The organism is Micromonospora tulbaghiae (assembly GCF_900091605.1).
GTDB lineage: Bacteria > Actinomycetota > Actinomycetes > Mycobacteriales > Micromonosporaceae > Micromonospora > Micromonospora tulbaghiae.
The window spans coordinates 846,441-866,378 of the sequence record NZ_FMCQ01000001.1 but is presented as its reverse complement, the minus strand read 5'-3'; the positions used below and the strand labels follow the sequence as shown (position 1 = coordinate 866,378).

Genomic DNA, 19,938 nt, shown 5'->3' with positions numbered 1-19,938 from the left:
TGAGCGATGCTTACTTCGCGTCAGCGGCGAGCGTCACCGACGCGTTCTGCCGGGCCGACCCGCGCCGGTACTCGACTGTCACCACCGAACCGGGCGCGTACTTGCGCACCAGGGCCACCAGGTCGGTCGGATCGGTCATCGGACGGCCGTCCAGCCGGAGCACCACGTCCCCGGTACGCAGCCCGGCCGCCGCCGCCGGGCCGGCCGGCTCGACCGCGTTGAGGCGTACCCCGCCGCCGGTGGCGCCGGTGCCGCCCACCTGGGCGCCGATCACCGTACGCCGGGCCTTGCCGGTGCCGATGATGTCCTCGGTGATCCGCTTCGCCTGGTTGATCGGGATGGCGAACGCGAGGCCGATGTTGCCCGCCTCCTGCCCGTCGGCCACCAACGACTTGATCGTGGAGTTCACCCCGACCACCCGCCCGGCGCCGTCCACGAGCGGACCGCCGGAGTTGCCGTGGTTGACAGCGGCGTCGGTCTGGATCGCCGCGTAGTAGCGGGTCGGCCCGCCCGGCTCGCCGGCCTGCATGGTCCGGTCCAGCGCGCTCACGATGCCGGCGGTGACGGTGTTGGCGAGCGACAACGGCGACCCGATGGCGAGCACCGGGTCACCGACGGCGAGCGCGTCGGAGTCGCCGAACTGCACCGGGGTCAGCCCGCTGCGCGAGACTTTGATCACGGCGAGGTCCGACTCCGGATCCTGCCCGACCACGGTGCCGGCGGCGGTGCTGCCGTCGTTGAACACGACAGTGGCCTTGCCGGGCCCGTCGGCGACCACGTGGTCGTTGGTGACGATGTGGCCCTCGCTCGTCACCACGAAGCCGGAGCCCTCGCTGGTGCCGCCGAGGCTGACCACCCGGATCGTGACCACGCTGGGCAGGACCCGCTCGGCCACCCCGGCCAGCGACTCGGGCTTGCGCTGGGCCAGCGCCGGGGCCTGCCCGGTCTGCGCGCCGATCGTCGGCACGTCGTCGCCGCGCAGGAAGGCGTACGTCAGGGCGCTGCCCAGGGAACCGGCCAGCAGCGCCGTGACCAGGGAGATCAGCACCACCTGGCGCAGCCCCGGCCGGGTCGGCAGGTCCGGGTCGGTGACCGGTTCCGGCTCCCCCGCCCCGGGCGTCGGCGCCGCCGGGACCACCACGGCGGCGGGCGCGTACGGGTCGCGCCACGGGTCGGCCAGCGCGTCTGACCACCACGGCGACGTCGCCTGACCGGGGGCGTCCTGCGGCGGTCGTCCCGGCCCACCCGGTGCCGGCGATCCGCCGGGCCGCCGCCAGTCCCAGCCGTCGGTCACGTCGGTGCCTCCCACTCAGTCCCGCTGGCCCCGCGCCGGCGGCCGGCGGAGCCGGACGACAGTGACGCGCGGGACACATCCAGGATTACACGGATGGCGCGAACGGGGTCAGGGGTTGCCGTCCGTGAGCACTCGACGGCGGACTCGCGGCTGCGCCGGTACCGGCCCGCCTCTACGCTCACAGTGCATACCGCCCCTCGCACCAGTCCGCCCCTCGGAGGTGTCCCATCGCCACGGTCGCCGGTCACGGCAGTTCGACGGCCCAGGCGCTCCACTTCGCCGAGTCTTTCGTCACCGAGGATCTCGTGCTGCGCACGGCCCGCGCCCTCGCCCACGAGGTGGGGGTGGAGGCGGTCACGCCCGGGTCGGGTGCCGCGCTGCGGCTGCTCGCCGCCGCCGGCAACGCCCGGGCGGTGGTGGAGATCGGCACCGGCACCGGGGTGAGCGGCGTGTGGCTGCTGCGCGGCATGCGCCCCGACGGTGTGCTCACCACGATCGACGTCGAGGTCGAATACCAGCGCATCGCCCGGCGGCTGTTCCAGGAGGCGGGCTTTCCGTCGGGGCGTACCCGGATCATCACCGGCCGGGCCCTCGACGTGCTGCCCCGGCTCGCGGACGGCGCCTACGACCTGGTCTTCGTGGACGCGGTGTCGACCGGCTTCGCCGCGTACGTGGACGCGGCGCTGCGGCTGCTGCGCCCCGGCGGCGTGCTCGCGCTCAACGGCGCGCTCGCGGCCGGCCGGATCGGCGACCCGTCCGCACGGGACGTCGAGACGGTCACCGTGCGGGAGACGATCAAGGCGATCCGCGAGTCGGAGCACTGGGTGCCCGCGCTGCTGCCGGTCGGCCACGGCCTGCTCGCCGCCGTGAAGGCCTGACAGTCAGCCCGGCGTGCGGCGCACGCCGGAACGTCAGCCCAGCGTCGCCAGCCAGCGCAGCAGCCCGCGCACGCCCCAGCCGGTCGCGCCCTTGACCAGCTCGCCGTGCGTGTCGTCGGACCACGACGGCGCGGACATGTCCAGGTGTGCCCACCGGTCCCGCAGGTCGCCGGTGAACTCCCGCAGGAACAGCGCGGCGACCACCGAGCCGGCGCCCTGCGCCGGGGAGCTGTGCAGGTCGGCGATCTCGCTGGCCAGGTATTCGACGTAGTCGTCGGCGAGCGGCATCCGCCAGGCCCGCTCGCCGGCCGCGGTGATCGCGTCGAGCAGACCGGCGGCGAGCGTGTCGTTCTCGCTGTAGAGCGCGGCGTGCCGCTTGCCCAGGGCGACGGCGTTCGCGCCGGTGAGCGTCGCCAGGTCGATCAGCAGGTCGGGCTTCAGCTCGCGGGCCGCGTACGCCAGCGCGTCGGCGAGCACGAGCCGGCCCTCGGCGTCGGAGTTGGTGCTCTCGCTCGTCAGCCCGCCGTAGTGCCGGATCACGTCGCCGGGGCGGAACGCCGAACCGCTGACCATGTTCTCGGCGAGCGGGGCGAGGGTGGTGACCCGTACCGGCAGGCGCAGTTCGGCGGCGCCGAGCGTCGCGGCGATCACCGCGGCGGCCCCGGCCATGTCCTTGCGCATCAGCTTCATGGCCGGCACCGGCTTGATCGAGATGCCGCCGGTGTCGAACGTGATGCCCTTGCCGACGAGCACCACGTGGGTACGTGCGCCCTCCGGCCGCCAGTCCAGCTCCACCAGACGCGGGCCGGCCGCGGAGCCGCCTCCGACGGCCAGCAGACCGCCGAAGCCCTCGGCCGCCAGCTCCTCCGGGCCGCGTACCCGCAGGTGCAGGTCGGGACGCCCGGACGCGGCCTCGGCCACCTGCGCGGCGAACCACTCCGGGTTCTTGGTGGACGAGGGCATGTTGGTCAGGTCCCGGGCGAGCCGGGTCGTCTCGGCGGTGGCCCGGGCGGCGTCGAGCGTGCCGGCAAGCGCGTCCGGGTCGTCGACGAGCACCGCCACGGCAGCCAGGGAGGACCGCTTGCCGGCCTCGGTGAGGCGGAAGCGGTACGAACCGAGCAGCAGCCCTTCGGCGAGGCCACGTAGCGCCGCCGTCGCCTCGGCGGGAAGCGCGATGGTGATCTGCGTCTCATCCTTCGCCGCGCGGGCCAGCGCCGCTCCGGCGGTGCGCCAGTCGCGCTCGTCGCCGTCGCCGACGCCCAGCAGCCACAGCCGCGCCGGTGAGCCACCGGGGCGCAGGTGCTCGCGTACCTCGCCGGCCGCGCCCGTGAGCCGGGTGGCCGGCAGGACGGCGGCAGCCTCGGTCCGGACGTCGTCGCCGGTCGGCACGGCAGTGGGGACCAGTACCGCCGTGGAGGTCGAGGAGTCCGGCGAGTCCGGCCCTCCGGGACGGACGGGCAGGACGAGAGCGTCGGGCCCCGCGGGCCCACTCACCAGACGAATGACCAGCACGCTGGACCGTACCTCCGAAATGGGTTGAACGGGCACATTTCACCACGCACCCGTCGAGGAAAGACCCTGAGCCACCGGGCATGCCGGTGGCTCAGGGTAGGACGAACCGCCCGCGCGGCGGACGCCGCGCGGGACCCTCCTCGAATCAGCCCGCAGCCGCCTTCAGCGCGTCACCGAGCGCGGTGGCCTCGTCGGGAGTCATCTCGACGACGAGCCGGCCACCACCCTCCAGCGGGACTCGCATGACGATGCCCCGGCCCTCCTTGGTGACTTCCAGCGGACCGTCGCCCGTCCGCGGCTTCATCGCCGCCATGTTGTCTCCCCTCAGACCTACACCAGGGTCGGTGAGTTGCCCCACAGCCACTTCGCCATCGCCATCCGCAACCGTCGCGGAAGGCTCGACCAACGATTTTCCCTGATGAACACCGCCGGACCCAAACCGAAGCAGCATTGATGTAACAGCATCTAGCTTATCTTGGATAGGCCTGTCACAATGTGCGGTCATGCAGGCACGGTCGGCACTCTTCGACCTGTACGGCGACCACCTCCGGGCCCGGGGTGGCCGCGCACCGGTCGCCGCCCTGGTCAAGCTGCTCGCCCCGCTCGGGATCGCCCCACCGGCGGTACGCACCGCGGTCTCCCGGATGGTCCGCCAGGGCTGGCTGGAACCACTCCGGCTCGCGTCCGGACCGGGATATTCGATCACCCCGAAGGCGGCTCGTCGACTCGACGAGGCAGCGTCCCGGATCTACCGGACCGGGCGGCACAGCTGGGACGGGCGGTTCGATCTCCTGGTGCTCACCGCGCCCTCCTCCCGCCGGGACCGGCAGCGGCTCGCCGCGAACCTCGCCTTCCTCGGCTACGGCACGCTCGACGACTGCACCTGGGTGGCGACCCGCCCGGGTGAGGACGTCGACCTGCTGCTCGACGAGGCGGGCGTGCGCTACGAGCGGTTCACCGCCGCGCACGCGGCCGGCACACCGGGCGCGATGGGCGTGGTCCGCCGCGCCTGGGACCTGGCCGAGATCGGCCGGGCGTACGAGCGCTTCGTCGCCGAGCAGAAGCCGCTGCTCTCCGGCGTCACGGTGCGCAGCAGCGACGAGGACGCGTACGCGGCCCGGTTCCGGCTCGTGCACGCATGGCGTACGTTCCTGTTCCGGGATCCGCAACTGCCCCCGGCACTGCTGCCCGAGCGCTGGCCGGGCACCAGCGCGGCCAGTTTCTTCGACCGGCACGCGGCCCGGCTCCGGCCCGCCGCCGACCGGTACGTCGAGCAGTGCCTCGACTCCGGCAACCGCCTCGCCCGACAGAAGGGTCGTTAGAACGTGACCGAGCCGCTGCTCGTCGACCGCACCGACGCCGTCGTCACCCTGACGCTGAACCGCCCGACGGCGATGAACTCGCTCGACGTGGCGCTCAAGGAGGCGCTCCGGGACACGCTGGCCGAGCTGGAGACCGACCGGTCCTGCCGGGCGGTCGTGCTCGCGGGCGCGGGCGGCTCGTTCAGCGCCGGTCAGGACCTGCGCGAGCACGTGCGGACGCTGGAGACCTCGGACGCCGACCCGCTGGGCACGGTGCGGGCGCACTACAACCCGATCGCCGCCCGGCTGGCCAACCTGCCCAAGCCGGTGATCGCCGCGGTGCGCGGGATGGCCGCCGGGGCCGGCGCCTCGCTGGCGTTCCTGGCCGACTTCCGCATCGGCGGCCCGAAGACCCGGTTCCTGATGGCGTTCGCCGGGGTGGGTCTCGCCGCCGACACCGGCGCCTCCTGGACGCTGCCCCGGCTGGTCGGTCACGCCAAGGCCGTCGAGCTGCTGATGCTCGCCGAGCCGGTCGGCGCCGAGGAGGCCTGCCGGCTGGGCCTGCTGACCAAGCTGGTGGGCGACGACGAGCAGGTGCTCCCCACCGCGCAGGAACTGGCCGCCCGGCTCGCCGCCGGCCCTACCGTCGCGTACGGGGCGATCAAGCGGCAGCTGTCCATCGCCGACGCGGGCACGCTCGCCGACGCGCTGGCCGCCGAGGCTCAGGCCCAGGCGATCTGCGGCGCCACCGCCGACCACCGGGCCGCCACGAAGGCGTTCGTCGACAAGCAGAAGCCGGTCTTCGAGGGCCGCTGACCGCGCCGGTCGGGCCCGGAGGTCAGTCGTCCTCCTCCGGGTCCTGGTTGGCCTCGACGCCGAGCACGAACGCCTGCATGGCCAGTTCGTCGCCGTACGGCGAGACGAACGCCGGAAGCTCCCGCGGGCCCAGCTCCTGCACGTAGGACCAGAAGATCCGTACCGCCTCGGCGCGCGACGCGGCCTCGATCGGCAGGTCCAGGCTGACCAGCCAGGTGCTGCGGGCGGGCGGCGGGCCGAGCCGGTCGGCCAACGACCGCCAGCGGGCCGGGTCGAGCGCCACGACCGGGCCGTCCGGCGCCGGGCCGTCGACCGGCACCGGCTCGTCGAGCACCCGCCGGGTGTACGCGACCACGAGCGACCCGGCCACCGCGTCGGACTGCGGATCGTCCGGGTCCTCCCGGGTCTCGGACGACGCGAGCGCGACCCGGCCGAGGGCGACCAGGCGCAGCGGCTCGTCGACGAGCACCGCGACCCGGTCACCGGGCCGAGGGCCGGCCGCCTCGGACAGCCCGGTCAGCTCCAGCGTGTCGTGGTGCACCAGCCGCTCGGCCTCGAAGCGCTCGGCGGGCAGCAGCACCGCCCAGGCGCCGGTCGTGGTCGCACCGTCTGTCGTCCCGCTCGTACGCGGCTCGGTGTCGGTCATGCCCCAATCCCATCACGCCGGAGGTGGCGCGCTCCGTCACACCCCGGCCCGGTCACCGCTCACGTGGCAGTCGGCCAGGTGGTCGTCGACCATGCCGGTGGCCTGCATCAGCGCGTAGGCGGTGGTGGGGCCCACGAACCGGAAGCCGCGCTTCTTGAGCGCCTTGGCCATCGCCACCGACTCGGGGCTGGTGGCCGGCACCTCGGCGAAGGACCGGGGACGCGCCGTCCGGGGCGGGGGCGCGAAGGACCAGAGCAGCGCGGAGAGGCCCTCGGGCAGCTCCGACGCGGCCCGGGCGTTCGCGATCGCCGCCTCGATCTTGGCCCGGTTGCGGACGATCCCGGCGTCGGCCATCAGCCGGGTCACGTCGGCCTCGCCGTAGCGGGCCACCGAGTCGATCCGGAAGCGGGCGAAGGCGTCCCGGAACGCCTGCCGCTTGCGCAGGATGGTCAGCCAGGACAGGCCGGACTGGAACGCCTCCAGCGTCAGCCGCTCGTAGAGCGCGTCGTCGCCGCGCAGCGGCCGGCCCCACTCCTCGTCGTGGTAGACGGCGTAGTCGGGGGTGCTCGCCCCCCACGCGCAGCGCGGCAGCCCGTCGGCGCCGGTCACCAGGTCAGTCACGGCGTCCACGGTAGGTCAGCCCACCGACAACCCCGGTCAGGGCAGGCGGCCCTGCTCGACCAGCCGGGCGAACTTCTTCAGCGCCTGCGTGAGGCTGAACTTCGAACCGGGCCAGAGCACCGGCCACGCGACCCGGCCGGCCTTCCCGCCCGGCAGGTGGAACCACTCGTGCCAGACCACCTGCGTGCGGTCGCGGTCCATCGGGGTGCAGCGCAGCACGCCGGGGCCGCGCAGCAGCTTGCCGCAGTGCACCACGCCGACCTCGTACGGGGCGTCGACCCGGACCACCCGCATCTCGTCGCGGAGCACGGCCGGACCGAGCGCGGTGACCGCCTCGACCAGGCTGCCCTCGCCGCCGTCGCCCTCGACCACCCGGACCCGGGTCAGCGGGATCCAGTCCGACTGCCGCTCCCACGCGGTGAGCGCGGCGAACACCCGGTCGGCCGGGGCGGCGACGATCACCGTGGCGGTGACCTCGGCGGCGCCACGGCGGGACGCCTCGGTGAAGTCGTCGGCCGGCCGGTCGGCGCCGGTCACGCCGACTCCGAGCGGACCACCGAACCGCGCTCCCGGTCGTCGTCGGCCGGCCCGCCCGCGATCCCGTCCGCCGGGGAGACGGTGTCCTCGGTCGCCGCGGCGGCGGGGGCCTCCGCCACGCCTGCCTCGGCCGGTGCGCCCGGCTGCCCGTCGGCGTCGGTGCGGGCCGGCGGCTCCGGCGCGGACAGGTCGATCATCACCGGCTCCGGGGTGGACGGGTCGGGCGCCTGCTCGGTCTCGGAGCGGGTCGCGGCGGCCTCCTCGCGCGCCCTGCGCAGCGCGTCGGCGTCCTCGGTACGCCCGTCCCGCAGGGCCTCGTTCTCGGCCTCCAGGACGCCGATCAACTCGGTCTTGTAGCCGATGTCGTACGCCGCCCGGCGCAACGCCGCGTCGACCTGGCTCATCCGGTAGCCGCGCAGCGCCGTGTCGAAGCGGACGTCGGACACGTCCGACTCGTCGAGCGGACGGCTGCCGGGCAGGGGCACGGCCCGCCCGTCCGGCTCGGCCGGCGTGAGGCCCGGATCCTTGCCGGAGACGAGCACCGTCACCCCGAACACCACAGCCGCGACGGTCAGCGCGACGACCAAGAGGAGCAGAACCTCACCCATGCACAGATCGTGGCATGCGGGCCGGGATCGGGCGAGCCCTCCGGGACGTCCGGTCCGTAAATGCGTCCGGCGCACGGGACCGGCACGGGCGGCGCGGGCGGGACCGGATAGCGTCGGACCGGCCGGTGCGGTCCGGCGGCGAGGAGGCGGGCATGACCGGGGCGTTGCGGCTGGGCGGACGGACGTTCGGCCCCGGTGAGCTGGTGGTGATGGCGATCGTCAACCGCACCCCGGATTCGTTCTTCGACCGGGGCGCCACGTTCGCCCAGGACAGCGCGCTGCGCGCGGTGGAGCGCGCAGTCGACGAGGGCGCCGAGATCATCGACATCGGCGGGGTGAAGGCCGGGCCGGGCGACGAGGTGGACGTGGCCGAGGAGATCCGGCGGACGGTGGACACCATCGCGGCGGTCCGGTCCGCCTTCCCCGGCGTGGTCCTCTCCATCGACACCTGGCGTGCCGAGGTGGCCGTGGAGGCGGTCGCCGCCGGCGCGGACCTGCTCAACGACACCTGGTCGGGGGCGGACCCGGCGCTGGCCCGGGTCGCCGCGGCGACCGGCGCCGGGCTGGTCTGCTCGCACGCGGGCGGGCTCGCCCCGCGTACCCGGCCCCACCGGGCCGCCTTCGACGACGTGGTGGCCGACGTGGTCGGCACGGTGACCGGGCTGGCCGAACGCGCGGTCGGGCTGGGTGTGCGCCGGGACGGCATCCTGATCGACCCGGCGCACGACTTCGGCAAGAACACCCGGCACTCGCTGGAGATCACCCGGCGGCTGGCGGAGCTGACCGGCACCGGTTGGCCGCTGCTGGTGGCGCTGTCGAACAAGGACTTCATCGGCGAGACGCTCGACCTGCCGGTGCCCGAGCGGCTGGAGGGGACGCTCGCCGCCACAGCGGTCTCGGCCTGGCTCGGCGCCCGGGTGTTCCGCGCCCACCAGGTCCGCGAGACCCGCCGGGTGCTGGACATGGTGGCGTCGATCCGGGGCGACCGACCGCCGGCGGTGACCCGGCGCGGGCTGGCCTAGCGGTCAGGTCCAGCGCAGGACGCCGCGCCGCCAGGCGTAGAGGATGCCGAGCGCGACGATCGCCACGAAGACGCCCATCTCCACGACGGTGGTGGCACCGAAGCCGGGCCGGTCGAAGACCAACGCCCACGGGAACAGGAAGACCGCCTCGACCGCGAAGAGCACGTAGAGATACGCGTAGACGTAGTAGCGGATCTGCATCTGGGCCCAGTCGCCGCCGACCGGGTCGATGCCGCACTCGTACGTGGCCCGCTTGCCCCACGGCTCGGCCGGCCGGCTCGGACGTAACACCCGGTTCGCGGAGAACGCCGTCACGAAGAAGAGCACGGCGGCGAGCAGCAGCAGACCGAGCGTGGCGTACGAGCCGAGATATCCGGTCACGACCGGAGCGTACCGGTCCCGTCCAGATGTCCCGGACACGTTACGAATTCGTTTCCTGCCAGGACTAGTGCTTGATGGCAAGTATCACCGAATAATGGGATCTCATTGATCGTCCCGGAGGACAGATGGCCCGCGCCCGCGTTGCACCCGTTCGGCGGGTCGCGCTCCGCCGTACCCTCGCGCTGCTGGCGCCCGCGCTCGTCGCGGCGCTGGTGGCGGTGGCGCCGGCCGGGGCCGTCGCACACCCGGGGCCGGCCGCCGCGCTCCGGGTGATCGAGCCCGCGGAGCCGGGCGGCGACCCCGGCGGCGAGCCGACCGAGCCCGCGCCCACAGGTGAGCCGACGACCACGGTGACGGCCCCGCCGCCCACCGAGCCGCCGCCGCCTCCGACCACGCCTCCGGCTCCGGTCACCACCTCGCCGGCCCCGCCGCCGACGAGCGCGCCCGCCGAACCGGCGCCGACCACCGCCGCGCCGGCCACCACGGCACCGGCGCCCCCGCCGGTCGTGCCGCCGGTCAAGACCCCGCCGCCACCGCCGGCGCAGCCGGCCGGCGGGCCCCTGGGGGTACGCGTGAACACCGAGGACGTGGTCCTCACGCCGGCCTACTGGAACGCCGACGCCACGGTGGCCACGCTGCGGGTGACTGTGACCAACACCGGCGGGCGGGCCGAGCGGATCAGCCTGGGCTACACGCTGCCGCCCGGGCTGACCGACGCGGGCACCCCGGGCTGCGAGCCTTCCGGCGGCGGCAACCACAGCTGTGCCGGGTGGGACGCGGAGCCGGGCGCCCGGTTCAGCGCGACCATCCGCGTCCGGGTCGACGGCGACGCCTGGCGGACCATGCCGCTGGCCGGATCGGTCCAGGTCACCGCCGTCGCGCCCGGTGTGACCGGCGCGGCGTACGACGACGAGGGCTTCGCGGTGCTGTTCCCGCCCGGGCCGCCGGTGGCCGGCATATCGCTGCGCGCCGACGAGGTGCTGTTCGACATCAGCGGCGCGCCCAGCACGCTCACCGTCCGGCTCGGCAACACCGGCAAGGTCGACGCGGCCGGCCGGATCGAGGTGCTCCTGCCCGCCGGGGTGACTGTGGCCGGCACCGAGGGCGACTGTGCCCCGGTCTCCCCCGACCGGACCCGCTGTGAACTGGGCACGCTGGCGGCCGGGCGGACCGCTACCGTACGGCTGACGCTCGCCGCCTCGGCGGAGGCCCAGCGGCGTGCTCCCCTGTCCGGCGCGGTGATCGGCCGGCTGGATCCGCGTAGCGGGCGGGACCGGCAGGTGCAGATGAGCTTCCGGATCAGCGCCGCGGCGGCGGACGCCACCCCGCCCGTGGGGGTGCCCGCTCCGACCGGCTCGCAGGGCGTGCTCGTGGCAGCCGGCGAGCGGGACCGCGACGACACCTCGACCCGGCGGACCGCCATCGCGCTGATCGCCGTGTCCGGTCTCCTGGTCGTGCTCGCGCTGACGCTGGCGACCCGTTCGCTGCGCCGCCGTAGCGACATCACGGTGCCGGAGCGCCCGATCACCGACCGGTGATCATGGATATGTGGTGATCTGGGTTACGGGCCCAGGTACTAAATGCTGCAAAGCAGGGCATACAGCGGCCCGATCCAGTCCCATACGTCGGACCTCGACCAAGGTGGCCCTAACGTGGCGACGTAGGCTCTGACGTGAGAATCCGAGCGGGCCGGGCCGGCGAGGGCGACGGCGCTCAGTTAAGCGAGGTGCGGGTGTGACCAAGCAGATCCGTCAGCTGGACCGGGTGGTCATCCGGTTCGCCGGTGACTCCGGCGACGGCATGCAGCTCACCGGCGACCGGTTCACCTCGGAGACGGCGCAACTGGGCAACGACATCTCGACGTTGCCCAACTTTCCCGCCGAGATCCGCGCTCCCGCCGGCACCCTGCCCGGCGTGTCGAGCTTCCAGGTGCACTTCGCCGACTACGACATCCTGACCCCGGGTGACGCGCCGAACGTGCTGGTGGCGATGAACCCGGCCGCGTTGAAGGCCAACCTGGCCGACCTGCCGCGCGGGGCGGACATCATCGTCAACACCGACGAGTTCACGCGGCGCAACCTGGCCAAGGTCGGCTACGCGACCAGCCCGCTCGACGACGACTCGCTCGCCGGGTACGCGGTGCACCCGGTGGCGCTCACCTCGATGACGATCGGCGCGCTGGCCGAGCTCGACGTGTCCAAGAAGGACGCCGAGCGGGCCAAGAACATGTTCGCGCTCGGGCTGCTGAGCTGGATGTACTCCCGCCCGTACGAGTCCACGCTGCGCTTCCTGGAGCGCAAGTTCGCGGCCCGCCCCGAGCTGGTGGCGGCGAACGTGGCCGCGTTCCGGGCCGGCTGGAACTTCGGCGAGACCACCGAGGACTTCTCGGTCCGGTACGAGGTCAAGCCGGCCAAGATGCTGCCGGGCACCTACCGGAACATCACCGGCAACGCGGCGCTGTCGCTGGGCCTGGTGGCCGCCGGGGTGCGCTCCGGGCTGCCGGTGTTCCTCGGCGCGTACCCGATCACGCCGGCCTCGGACATCCTGCACGAGCTGAGCAAGCACAAGAAGTTCGGCGTGGTCACCATGCAGGCCGAGGACGAGATCGCAGCGGTCGGCGCGGCGCTGGGCGCCTCGTACGGCGGCGCGCTCGGCATCACCACCACCAGCGGTCCGGGCGTGGCGCTCAAGAGCGAGACGATCTCCCTGGCGGTGGCGCTGGAGCTGCCGCTGGTCATCGTCGACGTGCAGCGGGCCGGGCCGTCCACCGGCATGCCCACCAAGACCGAGCAGGCCGACCTGAACATGGCCCTGTACGGCCGGCACGGCGAGGCGCCGGTGGCGGTGATCGCGCCGAAGTCCCCGTCGGACTGCTTCCACGCGGCGCTGGAGGCGGCCCGGATCGCGCTCACCTACCGCACCCCGGTGATCCTGCTGTCGGACAACTACGTCGCCAACGGCTCCGAGCCGTGGCTCCTGCCGGACGTGGAGTCGCTGCCCGACCTGCGGGTCGAGTTCGCCACGCAGCCCAACGGCGAGGACGGCACCACGTTCCTTCCCTACCTGCGGGATCCGCAGACGCTGGCCCGCCCGTGGGCGGTGCCCGGCACGCCGGGCCTGGAGCACCGGATCGGCGGCCTGGAGAAGGCCGACAAGACCGGCGACATCTCGTACGACCCGGCGAACCACGACTTCATGGTGCGGACCCGGGCGGCCCGCATCGAGACGATCCCGGTGCCGGACGTCGAGGTGGAGGACCCGGACGGCGACGCCCGGGTGCTGGTGCTGGGCTGGGGCTCGACGTACGGGCCGATCGGCGCCGCCTGCCGTGGCCTGCGCCACCGCGGGCTCTCGGTGGCCCAGGCCCACCTGCGGCACCTGGCCCCGATGCCGGCGAACCTCGGCGAGGTGCTGAGCCGCTACGACAAGGTGGTCGTGCCGGAGATGAACCTCGGCCAGCTCGCCCACGTGGTCCGGGCGAAGTACCTGGTCGACGCGATCGGCTACAACCAGGTCCGCGGCCTGCCGTTCACCGCCGCCGAGCTGGAGACGATGCTGGAAGAGGTCCTGAAGAATGTCTGAGCCCGTCGCCCTCAAGCTCACCGCCAAGGACTTCAAGTCCGACCAGGAGGTGCGCTGGTGCCCCGGTTGCGGCGACTACGCCATCCTGGCGGCCGTGCAGGGCTTCATGCCGGAGCTGAACATCCCCCGGGAGAACATCGTCTTCGTCTCGGGCATCGGCTGCTCGTCGCGCTTCCCGTACTACATGAACACGTACGGCATGCACTCGATCCACGGCCGCGCCCCGGCGATCGCCACCGGCCTGTCGGTGTCCCGGCCGGACCTGTCGGTCTGGGTGGTCACCGGTGACGGCGACGCGCTCTCCATCGGCGGCAACCACCTGATCCACGCGCTGCGCCGCAACGTGAACCTGAAGATCCTGCTGTTCAACAACCGGATCTACGGGCTGACCAAGGGCCAGTACTCGCCGACCTCCGAGGTCGGCAAGATCACCAAGTCGACTCCGGTCGGCTCGGCGGACGCCCCGTTCAACCCGCTGTCGCTGGCGCTCGGCGCCGAGGCCACGTTCGTGGCCCGGACGATCGACTCGGACCGCAAGCACCTCCAGTCGGTGCTGCGGGCCGCCGCCCAGCACGAGGGTTCCGCGTTCGTGGAGATCTACCAGAACTGCAACATCTTCAACGACGGCGCGTTCGACCCGCTGAAGGAGCCGGCCACCCGGGACGACTTCCTGATCCGGCTGGAGCACGGGCAGCCGATCACGTTCGGCAAGGACGGGCAGTTCTGCGTCGTCCACCCGCCCGGTGGCTTCGGGCTGGAGGTCCGGGAGACCGCGAACACGCCGGCCGAGGAGATCGTCGTGCACGACGCGGGCGTGGCCGACCCGGCGTACGCGTTCGCGCTGTCCCGGCTGCCCGGCCTGGACCTGAGCAACACCCCGATCGGAGTGTTCCGGTCGGTGGACCGCCCCTCGTACGACAGCGTGGTGCAGGAGCAGGTCGCGGCGGCCAGGGCCACCGTCGACAAGACCCCGGAGCAGCAGCTCGCGGCGCTGCTCGGCAGCGGCGACACCTGGACGATCCTCTGATCCACCGCTGATCAGCCAAGCCGAAGGGCGGGCCGTTCCCCCGCGGAACGGCCCGCCCTTCGCGTGTGACGCGGGCCGGTCAGGCGGCCGCCGAGGCGGGCACCCACAGCTCGTCGACGGCCCGCTCGGCCGCGGCGAGGCTCTGCTCGAACAGCGGGATCAGCTCGGCCATGGCCGGGTTGACCGGGGCCAGGGTCAGCTCGGCGCAGATGAACCGCGGGTCCAGCCCGGTCAGGGACAGGCCGTGCGGCAGCCACGGCTCGGCGTGGTCCCAGCCCTCCCGCGGGGTGCCCGGGCCGTACCCGCCGCCGCGGCTGACCAGGACGACGAACTGACGGTCGCCGAGCAGCCCGGCGTTCGTCACCGGGTCGTACGCGATGCCGGGGGCGATCAGGTGGTCGACCCAGGACTTCACGCTGCTGGGCGCGCCGTAGTTGTAGAGCGGGAGCCCGAGCAGGACGGTGTCGGCCTGCTTCACCTCGGCCACCACCTCCTGGGTGAGCTGCCAGGACGCCTGCTGCTCGGGGGTGTGCTGATCGGGCGGCACCATGCGCGCGAGGCCGCTCGCGGTGTTCAGGTGCGGCAAGGGGTTCTGACCCAGGTCGCGGTAGGTGACGGTGCCGTCCGGGTGGGCGGCGCGCCAGGCGGCGGCGGCGCGCGCGGTGAGCCGACGGCTGACCGACCGTTCCCCGGTGATGCTGGAGTCGATGTGCAGTAGGTGTGCCATTGGTGATTCCTCCTCCGACGATCGTTCGTGCAGGACCAACTATTTATAGCAGGTCGATGTTCCTCGGAGCGCGTAAACTGGGTCACATGTCCGCCGCACCGGTCGAGGAGTCCGAGCGCCGCTCCGGGCCCCTGCTCGACCACCTGGCCCGGCGGATGCGGCTGCGCTCGGAGTCGGTACTGGCCCCGCTGGGCCTGCGCCCCCGCCACCTGGTGGCGCTCACAGTGCTGCGCGACGCCGGCGGAATCAGCCAGCAGGCGCTCGCCGGCACACTCCAGATCGACAGCACGAACGTGGTCGGGCTGCTCAACGACCTGGAAGCGGACGGCCTGGCCGAGCGCCGCCGCTCCCCGGAGGACCGCCGCCGGCACGAGGTACGCCTCACCGACGCGGGCACGAAGCGACTACGCGAGGCCGAGTGTGCGCTCGCCGGCGCCGAGGAGGAGGTCCTCGGCGCGCTGGCTCCCGGCGAGCGGGCCCTGCTCTACGACCTGCTGCGACGGGCCACCCAGGGCCGGTCGTCGACCTGCGGCGAAGTGATCGCGGAGGGCGGCCCCGGCGCCTGCTGACCGTGGGCGGCCCGGCGGGGCCGGGTCAGATCGAGGTGGTGGCCTGCGGCCGGTCGTCCCGGACGTGGACGAGCATGTCGCCGGTCTCGATCACGGCGGCGGCACGATCGTTGAGCGTGACCACCTTGCCCCGGCGGACCAGCGCGATGACGAGCGATTCCAGCTCACGCGGCGAACGCCCCACCTCGGCGCGCTCGGCCGACCGCATCGCCAGCGCCATGCCCTGACCCGGGGTGAGCAGGTCCTCCACCACGTCGATCAAAGGCGGGGCCGAGGTGGAGAGGCCGAGCAGCCGCCCGGCCGTGGCCGACGAGACGATCACGTGGTGCGCGCCGCTCTGCTTGAGCAGCGGCGCGTTCTCCGCCTCGCGTACCGCCGCGATGATCCGCACCTGGCCGGCGGTGAGCTGCCGGGCCGTGAGCGCCACCAGCACCGAGGCGTCGTCGCTGTCGGTCGCGATGATGACCGCCTTGGCGGTACGCACGTGCGCCTGCTCCAGCACCGACGAGCGGGTCGCCGAGCCCTCGATCGTCACCAGCCCGTTGGAGGTGGCCTGCCGCAGCGCCGGCCCGCTCCGCTCGACCACCACGATCTTGGACTTGTCCGTGCCGTTCTCCAGCAGGGCGGAGACCGCGCTGCGGCCCTTGGTGCCGTAGCCGCAGATGATGACGTGGTCCTTCACGGTTCTCCTCCACCGCGACAGGCGACGGCCGGTGCGGTACTGCTCGGTCAGGACTTCCAGGGTGGTGCCGACCAGGATGATCAGGAACAGCACCCGGGCGGGGGTGATGAACAGGACGTTCGCCAGCCGCGCCGACGGACTGACCGGGGTGATGTCGCCGTACCCGGTGGTGGAGAGCGAGACCACCACGTAGTAGAAGCAGTCGAGCAGGGTCAGGCCGCTATCGTCCACGTCGCGGTAGCCGTCGCGGTCCAGCCAGACCACCGCCACGGTGGCGAAGACCAGGCCGAGGGCGGCGAGCAGGCGCAGGCTCAGCGCGCTCAGCGGCCCCCGCCGTTGCGCGGGAAAATGGATCACCGTCGGTCCTGCTCCGCCACCTGCACGCCCACAAGATAACGGGTACGCGGGAATCCGGCCCGCCGGGTGACGATCCGAACCCGGCGGGGCCGCTGCCGGAGGCGTGGACGGGGCATGATGGGGACGTCCGGGACGGTGACCGCGAGGAGGCCGGCATGTCGTTGCTGCGACGCGTGATCGGCGGGGTGCTCCGGCGCATCCGCCTGCGCCAGGGCCGCACGCTGCGCGAGGTGGCCCAGGCCGCCGGCGTCTCCCTGCCCTATCTCTCCGAGGTCGAACGCGGGCGCAAGGAGGCTTCCTCCGAGGTGCTGGCCGCGATCTGCCGCGCGCTCGGGATCCACCTCGCCGACCTGCTCGAGGAGGCCCGCGACGAACTGCGCCGGGAGCGGCCGACGCCGGTCGGCCCCGGCATCTCGGCGGCCCGGTTCGACCGGGTTCCGACCGCGCGCACCGGGCCGCACCTGCGGGTCGGGCCGCCGCGGCTGTCCGTCACGCGCCGCCCGGCCGTGTCACCCCGACCGCCCCTGACCCGCCGGCCCGCTGTCTCGCTCCGGCCGCACGTCGCCCGCCGCCCGGTCACCGCCACGCCGCTGCTGGGCGGCGTGCTGCGGCCGGTGGACCTCGGGCCGGCGCCGCTCGGGCCGGCCCTCGACGCCGCCACGCCGATCGGGTTCGCCGGCGGCATCCGGATCTGGCCGGCTCCCTCTGTCCCGGCCGTCCGCCCCCGTCCGCGTACCTCCGTCACGCTGGCCCGGCGGCGGGCCCGTGTCGGCCGGCGGCGGGCGGTCGCCGCGTAGCTTCTGCCCAGGGCGAATCTGCCCCCGGCAGAAAGCCTGGGCCGCGTGGGTGCGCCCGGCGGACGCTGGAGACCGCCGGGTTCCCGGGCGGTCCCCCGCCCACCGGCGGCACGGAGGTGGGCGGCGATGGGTGGCATCTGGATGCTCGACGAGGGGCAGCCGGCGTTCGGCGACCGGGTCTTCGAACGGCTGCTGAAGGAGCGGATCATCTTCCTGGGCACCGAGGTCACCGACGCGTCGGCGAACCAGATCTGCGCGCAGATCCTGCTCCTCGCGGCCGAGGACGCGGAGCGCGACATCTTCCTCTACATCAACTCGCCCGGCGGCTCGGTGAGTGCCGGGATGGCCGTCTACGACACCATGCGGTACGTCAAGAACGACGTGGCGACGCTGGCGCTCGGGATGGCCGGGTCGATGGGGCAGTTCCTGCTCTGCGCCGGGGCGGCGGGCAAGCGGTTCGCGCTGCCGCACTCGCGGATCATGATGCACCAGCCGTCCGGCGGGATGGGCGGCACGGCCGCGGACATCACCATCCAGGCCGAGAACATGCTGCACGTGAAGCGCACCATGCAGGAGCTGATCGCCCGGCACAGCGGGCGCACGCTGGAGGAGATCCAGCGCGACTGGGACCGGGACCGCTGGTTCACCGCCGAGCAGGCCCGCGAGTACGGCCTCGTCGACCAGGTGCTCACCCGCGTCGACCAGCTCGCGGCGTGAGCGGGCGCGGCCCGGCCGGTCCCGCACCGGCCGGGCCGCCCTCGCGGTCAGGGGTAGGCGATCACCGGGCTGGTGCCGTACGAGCCGACGACCGGGGTGCCGACCTCGTTGATCGTGCGCTCGATGCCGCCGCTGCCGTCCAGGAACACGGTGATCGCGTCGTGGAACCGCACCCCGGCCCGGCGCGGCGCCTCGATCGCTCGGTCGCAGCGGATGTCCACGCCCTGGTTGAAGTACGAGTACACGCCGAGTCCCCACGCCTCGTGCGTGCGGACGTGGTCGGCCACCTTGTACGAGGCCCAGCCGTTGCCGGTCGGGCTGCGCCAGGCCGCCTGGCTCGGCGGGTCGTAGGGCAGTTCGCTCTGATAGAACACGGTCCGGCCGCGCTCGCCGTTCCAGATCGTCTGCCAGCGCTGGTAGTGCTCGACGAACAGCCCGTACGCGGTCACGTCGTCGCCGTTGACGATCACGCCGGTGGCGGCGGTGTTCACGGTCCAGCCGATCGTGCCGGCCCGGCCGTGGTCGCCGCGCCAGGCCCAGATGTTGTCGATGAGCGTGTGCCGGCTGTTGACCACCAGGCTCGTCACCGCCCGCCCGGCGTACGGGCCGCCGATGCGGAAGAAGACGTCCTGGAGCGAGATCGGGTTCGTGGCGTGCGGCCGGTGGCAGTGCCGGGTGCCGACCTCGACCAGCACCGGCGACTCGACCGGCCCGGCGTCCACGAGCACCCCGGCGACGCGTACCCCGTCCACGTCCTCGATCCGCAGTGCCGCGTCCCCACGGTCCGGCACCAGGCTGGGCATGCCGAGGCCGAGCACGACGGTGTCCGGGCGGCGTACCCGCAGGGCCCGGTCCAGGTGGTAGACGCCGGGGGTCAGCAGCAGGTGCCGGCCCCGGGCCAGTTCCGCGTTGATCCGCTTCGCCGAGTCGGTGGGCCGGGCCAGGAAGAACGCGGACAGCGGCAGCGACGGCACCGGCGCGCCGCCGGTGGCCCAGGTGGTGCCGGCGGTGTCGCGGCGCAGGCGCGGTACGGCGACCCGCCAGGCCCCACGGGCGTCGACGAACAGGTACGGCTTCTCCCGGGTGACCGGGCTGGTCGGCAGCGTGGTGTACGGCGGGTCGGGGAAGCCCTGCGCGGGAGCGCCGATCACGCCGGAGAAGACCTGGTTCCACACGCCGTTGGTCCACTCGCCGCCGAGTTCGCTGTCGCGGGTGAGCCACTGCTGCTGGGAGCCGTTGATGGTGATGCCGTCCACCTTGGAGTCGGCGATGTAGCCGCCACTGGAGTAGCCGCCGTTGCCGGGTTCCAGCCACAGCACGCCCTTGACGTGCACCCGGCGCATCGGTGACGCCTGCGAGACGGCCCATTGGTTCGACCAGTCCGTCGGGGTGACGGCGAGGTTCTCCGCCGAGCGCCAGAAGTTGGTGAGCGCGGAGATGCCGGCGGGCGAGTTCGGGTCCGGCTGGCCGACCACCCGGACCGCGCCGTGGATCTCCACGTCGTCCGGGTGGACGCCGAGACCGGCCACCGTCGTGTAGTAGCCGAGCCGGGCGTCCACCTCGTAGCGGCCGGGCTTGAACAGCACGGCATACCTGTCGAAGCCCATCTCGTTGCGTTCCTGCGCGGTGAACAACCGGTCCAGCGTGGACTGGATCTCCTCGACCGGCGTGCTGGGGTCGTACACGAAGACGTTCGGGCCGAAGTCGGGCTCACGGGCGGGGCGCGCGGCCGGGGACGCGGCCGCGGCGCCGGCCGGGAGGCCGAGGGCGGTGAGCGAGGCCGCGGAGGCGGTGAGCGTGAGGAAACGGCGGCGGGAGGGGTCGGGTGATCGCATCTGCCTGCCTGTTCGGTGATGGGACGGGA

Annotated in this window: 21 protein-coding genes; 10 read left to right on the top strand and 11 right to left on the bottom strand. The window is 73.4% G+C overall.

Annotated elements, in window-relative coordinates:
- Window positions 1-10: 10 nt before the first annotated feature.
- Window positions 11-1,309, bottom strand: coding sequence for a S1C family serine protease (locus tag GA0070562_RS04210; protein ID WP_175438606.1), 1,299 nt, complete (start codon window positions 1,307-1,309; stop codon window positions 11-13).
- A gap of 212 nt (window positions 1,310-1,521) precedes the next feature.
- Between GA0070562_RS04210 and GA0070562_RS04205 the strand changes: the two genes are divergently transcribed.
- Entirely contained in the window at window positions 1,522-2,172 is a 651-nt protein-coding gene (locus GA0070562_RS04205; protein WP_091415042.1) for an O-methyltransferase, read from the top strand.
- A gap of 33 nt (window positions 2,173-2,205) precedes the next feature.
- On the opposite strand, the gene GA0070562_RS04200 is transcribed toward GA0070562_RS04205, so the two are convergent.
- A complete protein-coding gene (locus tag GA0070562_RS04200) occupies window positions 2,206-3,684 on the bottom strand; it encodes a leucyl aminopeptidase family protein (RefSeq protein ID WP_091415039.1) in 1,479 nt (492 codons plus the stop codon).
- Between the two features lie 145 nt (window positions 3,685-3,829).
- Window positions 3,830-3,997, bottom strand: a complete 168-nt coding sequence (locus tag GA0070562_RS04195; RefSeq protein WP_013283866.1) for a DUF3117 domain-containing protein — start codon at window positions 3,995-3,997, stop codon at window positions 3,830-3,832.
- A 190-nt stretch (window positions 3,998-4,187) separates the two neighbouring features.
- Here GA0070562_RS04195 and GA0070562_RS04190 point away from each other — a divergent pair, with 190 nt between their 5' ends.
- Window positions 4,188-5,006, top strand: coding sequence for a PaaX family transcriptional regulator (locus GA0070562_RS04190; protein WP_091415036.1), 819 nt, complete (start codon window positions 4,188-4,190; stop codon window positions 5,004-5,006).
- A gap of 3 nt (window positions 5,007-5,009) precedes the next feature.
- A complete protein-coding gene (locus GA0070562_RS04185) occupies window positions 5,010-5,801 on the top strand; it encodes an enoyl-CoA hydratase/isomerase family protein (protein ID WP_091415031.1) in 792 nt (263 codons plus the stop codon).
- Between the two features lie 22 nt (window positions 5,802-5,823).
- On the opposite strand, the gene GA0070562_RS04180 is transcribed toward GA0070562_RS04185, so the two are convergent.
- Genes GA0070562_RS04180 through GA0070562_RS04165 form a run of 4 tightly spaced genes read right to left on the bottom strand, consistent with a single transcriptional unit; the run spans window position 5,824 to window position 8,213 of the window.
- Entirely contained in the window at window positions 5,824-6,447 is a 624-nt protein-coding gene (locus tag GA0070562_RS04180) for a hypothetical protein (RefSeq protein WP_091415027.1), read from the bottom strand.
- Between the two features lie 36 nt (window positions 6,448-6,483).
- Window positions 6,484-7,068, bottom strand: a complete 585-nt coding sequence (locus tag GA0070562_RS04175) for a DNA-3-methyladenine glycosylase I (protein WP_091416175.1) — start codon at window positions 7,066-7,068, stop codon at window positions 6,484-6,486.
- A 36-nt stretch (window positions 7,069-7,104) separates the two neighbouring features.
- Entirely contained in the window at window positions 7,105-7,605 is a 501-nt protein-coding gene (locus tag GA0070562_RS04170; RefSeq protein ID WP_091415024.1) for an SRPBCC family protein, read from the bottom strand.
- Entirely contained in the window at window positions 7,602-8,213 is a 612-nt protein-coding gene (locus GA0070562_RS04165; RefSeq protein WP_091415020.1) for a DivIVA domain-containing protein, read from the bottom strand. The genes GA0070562_RS04170 and GA0070562_RS04165 overlap by 4 nt, the downstream gene beginning before the upstream one ends.
- A gap of 152 nt (window positions 8,214-8,365) precedes the next feature.
- On the opposite strand from GA0070562_RS04165, the gene folP reads away from it, so the two are divergent.
- Window positions 8,366-9,235: a dihydropteroate synthase gene (gene folP, locus GA0070562_RS04160; protein WP_091416172.1), complete on the top strand. Its 870-nt coding sequence runs from the start codon at window positions 8,366-8,368 to the stop codon at window positions 9,233-9,235.
- Window positions 9,236-9,238: 3 nt separating this feature from the next.
- On the opposite strand, the gene GA0070562_RS04155 is transcribed toward folP, so the two are convergent.
- Window positions 9,239-9,616, bottom strand: coding sequence for an NADH-quinone oxidoreductase subunit A (locus tag GA0070562_RS04155; RefSeq protein ID WP_030501070.1), 378 nt, complete (start codon window positions 9,614-9,616; stop codon window positions 9,239-9,241).
- A 125-nt stretch (window positions 9,617-9,741) separates the two neighbouring features.
- Between GA0070562_RS04155 and GA0070562_RS04150 the strand changes: the two genes are divergently transcribed.
- From GA0070562_RS04150 to GA0070562_RS04140, 3 genes are all read left to right on the top strand, one after another.
- The gene (locus GA0070562_RS04150; protein WP_091415017.1) at window positions 9,742-11,154 is read left to right on the top strand and encodes a hypothetical protein; all 1,413 of its coding nucleotides are present in this window, start codon (window positions 9,742-9,744) and stop codon (window positions 11,152-11,154) included.
- Window positions 11,155-11,350: 196 nt separating this feature from the next.
- Window positions 11,351-13,198 carry a 2-oxoacid:acceptor oxidoreductase subunit alpha gene (locus tag GA0070562_RS04145; protein WP_091415014.1) on the top strand — a complete coding sequence of 616 codons (1,848 nt, stop codon included), beginning with the start codon at window positions 11,351-11,353 and terminating at the stop codon, window positions 13,196-13,198.
- On the top strand, window positions 13,191-14,225 hold the full coding sequence (locus tag GA0070562_RS04140) for a 2-oxoacid:ferredoxin oxidoreductase subunit beta (protein WP_091415011.1): 1,035 nt from the start codon (window positions 13,191-13,193) through the stop codon (window positions 14,223-14,225). The genes GA0070562_RS04145 and GA0070562_RS04140 overlap by 8 nt, the downstream gene beginning before the upstream one ends.
- Window positions 14,226-14,304: 79 nt before the next feature.
- Here GA0070562_RS04140 and GA0070562_RS04135 read toward each other — a convergent pair whose 3' ends face one another.
- Window positions 14,305-14,952 (bottom strand): FMN-dependent NADH-azoreductase, encoded by a 648-nt coding sequence (locus tag GA0070562_RS04135; RefSeq protein ID WP_091415008.1) that lies wholly within the window; start codon window positions 14,950-14,952, stop codon window positions 14,305-14,307.
- Between the two features lie 86 nt (window positions 14,953-15,038).
- Here GA0070562_RS04135 and GA0070562_RS04130 point away from each other — a divergent pair, with 86 nt between their 5' ends.
- Entirely contained in the window at window positions 15,039-15,521 is a 483-nt protein-coding gene (locus GA0070562_RS04130; RefSeq protein ID WP_175438605.1) for a MarR family winged helix-turn-helix transcriptional regulator, read from the top strand.
- A 25-nt stretch (window positions 15,522-15,546) separates the two neighbouring features.
- Here the strand turns inward: GA0070562_RS04130 and GA0070562_RS04125 are convergent, their stop codons facing one another.
- Window positions 15,547-16,560 carry a potassium channel family protein gene (locus GA0070562_RS04125; RefSeq protein ID WP_091415002.1) on the bottom strand — a complete coding sequence of 338 codons (1,014 nt, stop codon included), beginning with the start codon at window positions 16,558-16,560 and terminating at the stop codon, window positions 15,547-15,549.
- A gap of 155 nt (window positions 16,561-16,715) precedes the next feature.
- On the opposite strand from GA0070562_RS04125, the gene GA0070562_RS04120 reads away from it, so the two are divergent.
- Both GA0070562_RS04120 and GA0070562_RS04115 read left to right on the top strand, forming a co-directional pair.
- A complete protein-coding gene (locus tag GA0070562_RS04120; RefSeq protein ID WP_091414998.1) occupies window positions 16,716-17,357 on the top strand; it encodes a helix-turn-helix domain-containing protein in 642 nt (213 codons plus the stop codon).
- 126 nt (window positions 17,358-17,483) lie between these two features.
- Window positions 17,484-18,074: an ATP-dependent Clp protease proteolytic subunit gene (locus tag GA0070562_RS04115; RefSeq protein WP_018788935.1), complete on the top strand. Its 591-nt coding sequence runs from the start codon at window positions 17,484-17,486 to the stop codon at window positions 18,072-18,074.
- A gap of 47 nt (window positions 18,075-18,121) precedes the next feature.
- On the opposite strand, the gene GA0070562_RS04110 is transcribed toward GA0070562_RS04115, so the two are convergent.
- Window positions 18,122-19,909, bottom strand: a complete 1,788-nt coding sequence (locus tag GA0070562_RS04110) for an adenylyl cyclase (RefSeq protein WP_091414995.1) — start codon at window positions 19,907-19,909, stop codon at window positions 18,122-18,124.
- Between the last annotated feature and the right edge of the window lie 29 nt (window positions 19,910-19,938).

Coding starts and splice junctions, on each gene's coding strand:
- GA0070562_RS04135 (WP_091415008.1), bottom strand. CDS start 14,952: ATGGCACACCTACTGCACATCGACTCCAGCATCACCGGGGAACGGTCG.
- GA0070562_RS04120 (WP_091414998.1), top strand. CDS start 16,716: ATGTCGTTGCTGCGACGCGTGATCGGCGGGGTGCTCCGGCGCATCCGC.
- GA0070562_RS04110 (WP_091414995.1), bottom strand. CDS start 19,909: ATGCGATCACCCGACCCCTCCCGCCGCCGTTTCCTCACGCTCACCGCC.
- GA0070562_RS04195 (WP_013283866.1), bottom strand. CDS start 3,997: ATGGCGGCGATGAAGCCGCGGACGGGCGACGGTCCGCTGGAAGTCACC.
- GA0070562_RS04140 (WP_091415011.1), top strand. CDS start 13,191: ATGTCTGAGCCCGTCGCCCTCAAGCTCACCGCCAAGGACTTCAAGTCC.
- GA0070562_RS04190 (WP_091415036.1), top strand. CDS start 4,188: ATGCAGGCACGGTCGGCACTCTTCGACCTGTACGGCGACCACCTCCGG.
- GA0070562_RS04150 (WP_091415017.1), top strand. CDS start 9,742: ATGGCCCGCGCCCGCGTTGCACCCGTTCGGCGGGTCGCGCTCCGCCGT.
- folP (WP_091416172.1), top strand. CDS start 8,366: ATGACCGGGGCGTTGCGGCTGGGCGGACGGACGTTCGGCCCCGGTGAG.
- GA0070562_RS04130 (WP_175438605.1), top strand. CDS start 15,039: ATGTCCGCCGCACCGGTCGAGGAGTCCGAGCGCCGCTCCGGGCCCCTG.
- GA0070562_RS04115 (WP_018788935.1), top strand. CDS start 17,484: ATGGGTGGCATCTGGATGCTCGACGAGGGGCAGCCGGCGTTCGGCGAC.
- GA0070562_RS04165 (WP_091415020.1), bottom strand. CDS start 8,213: ATGGGTGAGGTTCTGCTCCTCTTGGTCGTCGCGCTGACCGTCGCGGCT.
- GA0070562_RS04180 (WP_091415027.1), bottom strand. CDS start 6,447: ATGACCGACACCGAGCCGCGTACGAGCGGGACGACAGACGGTGCGACC.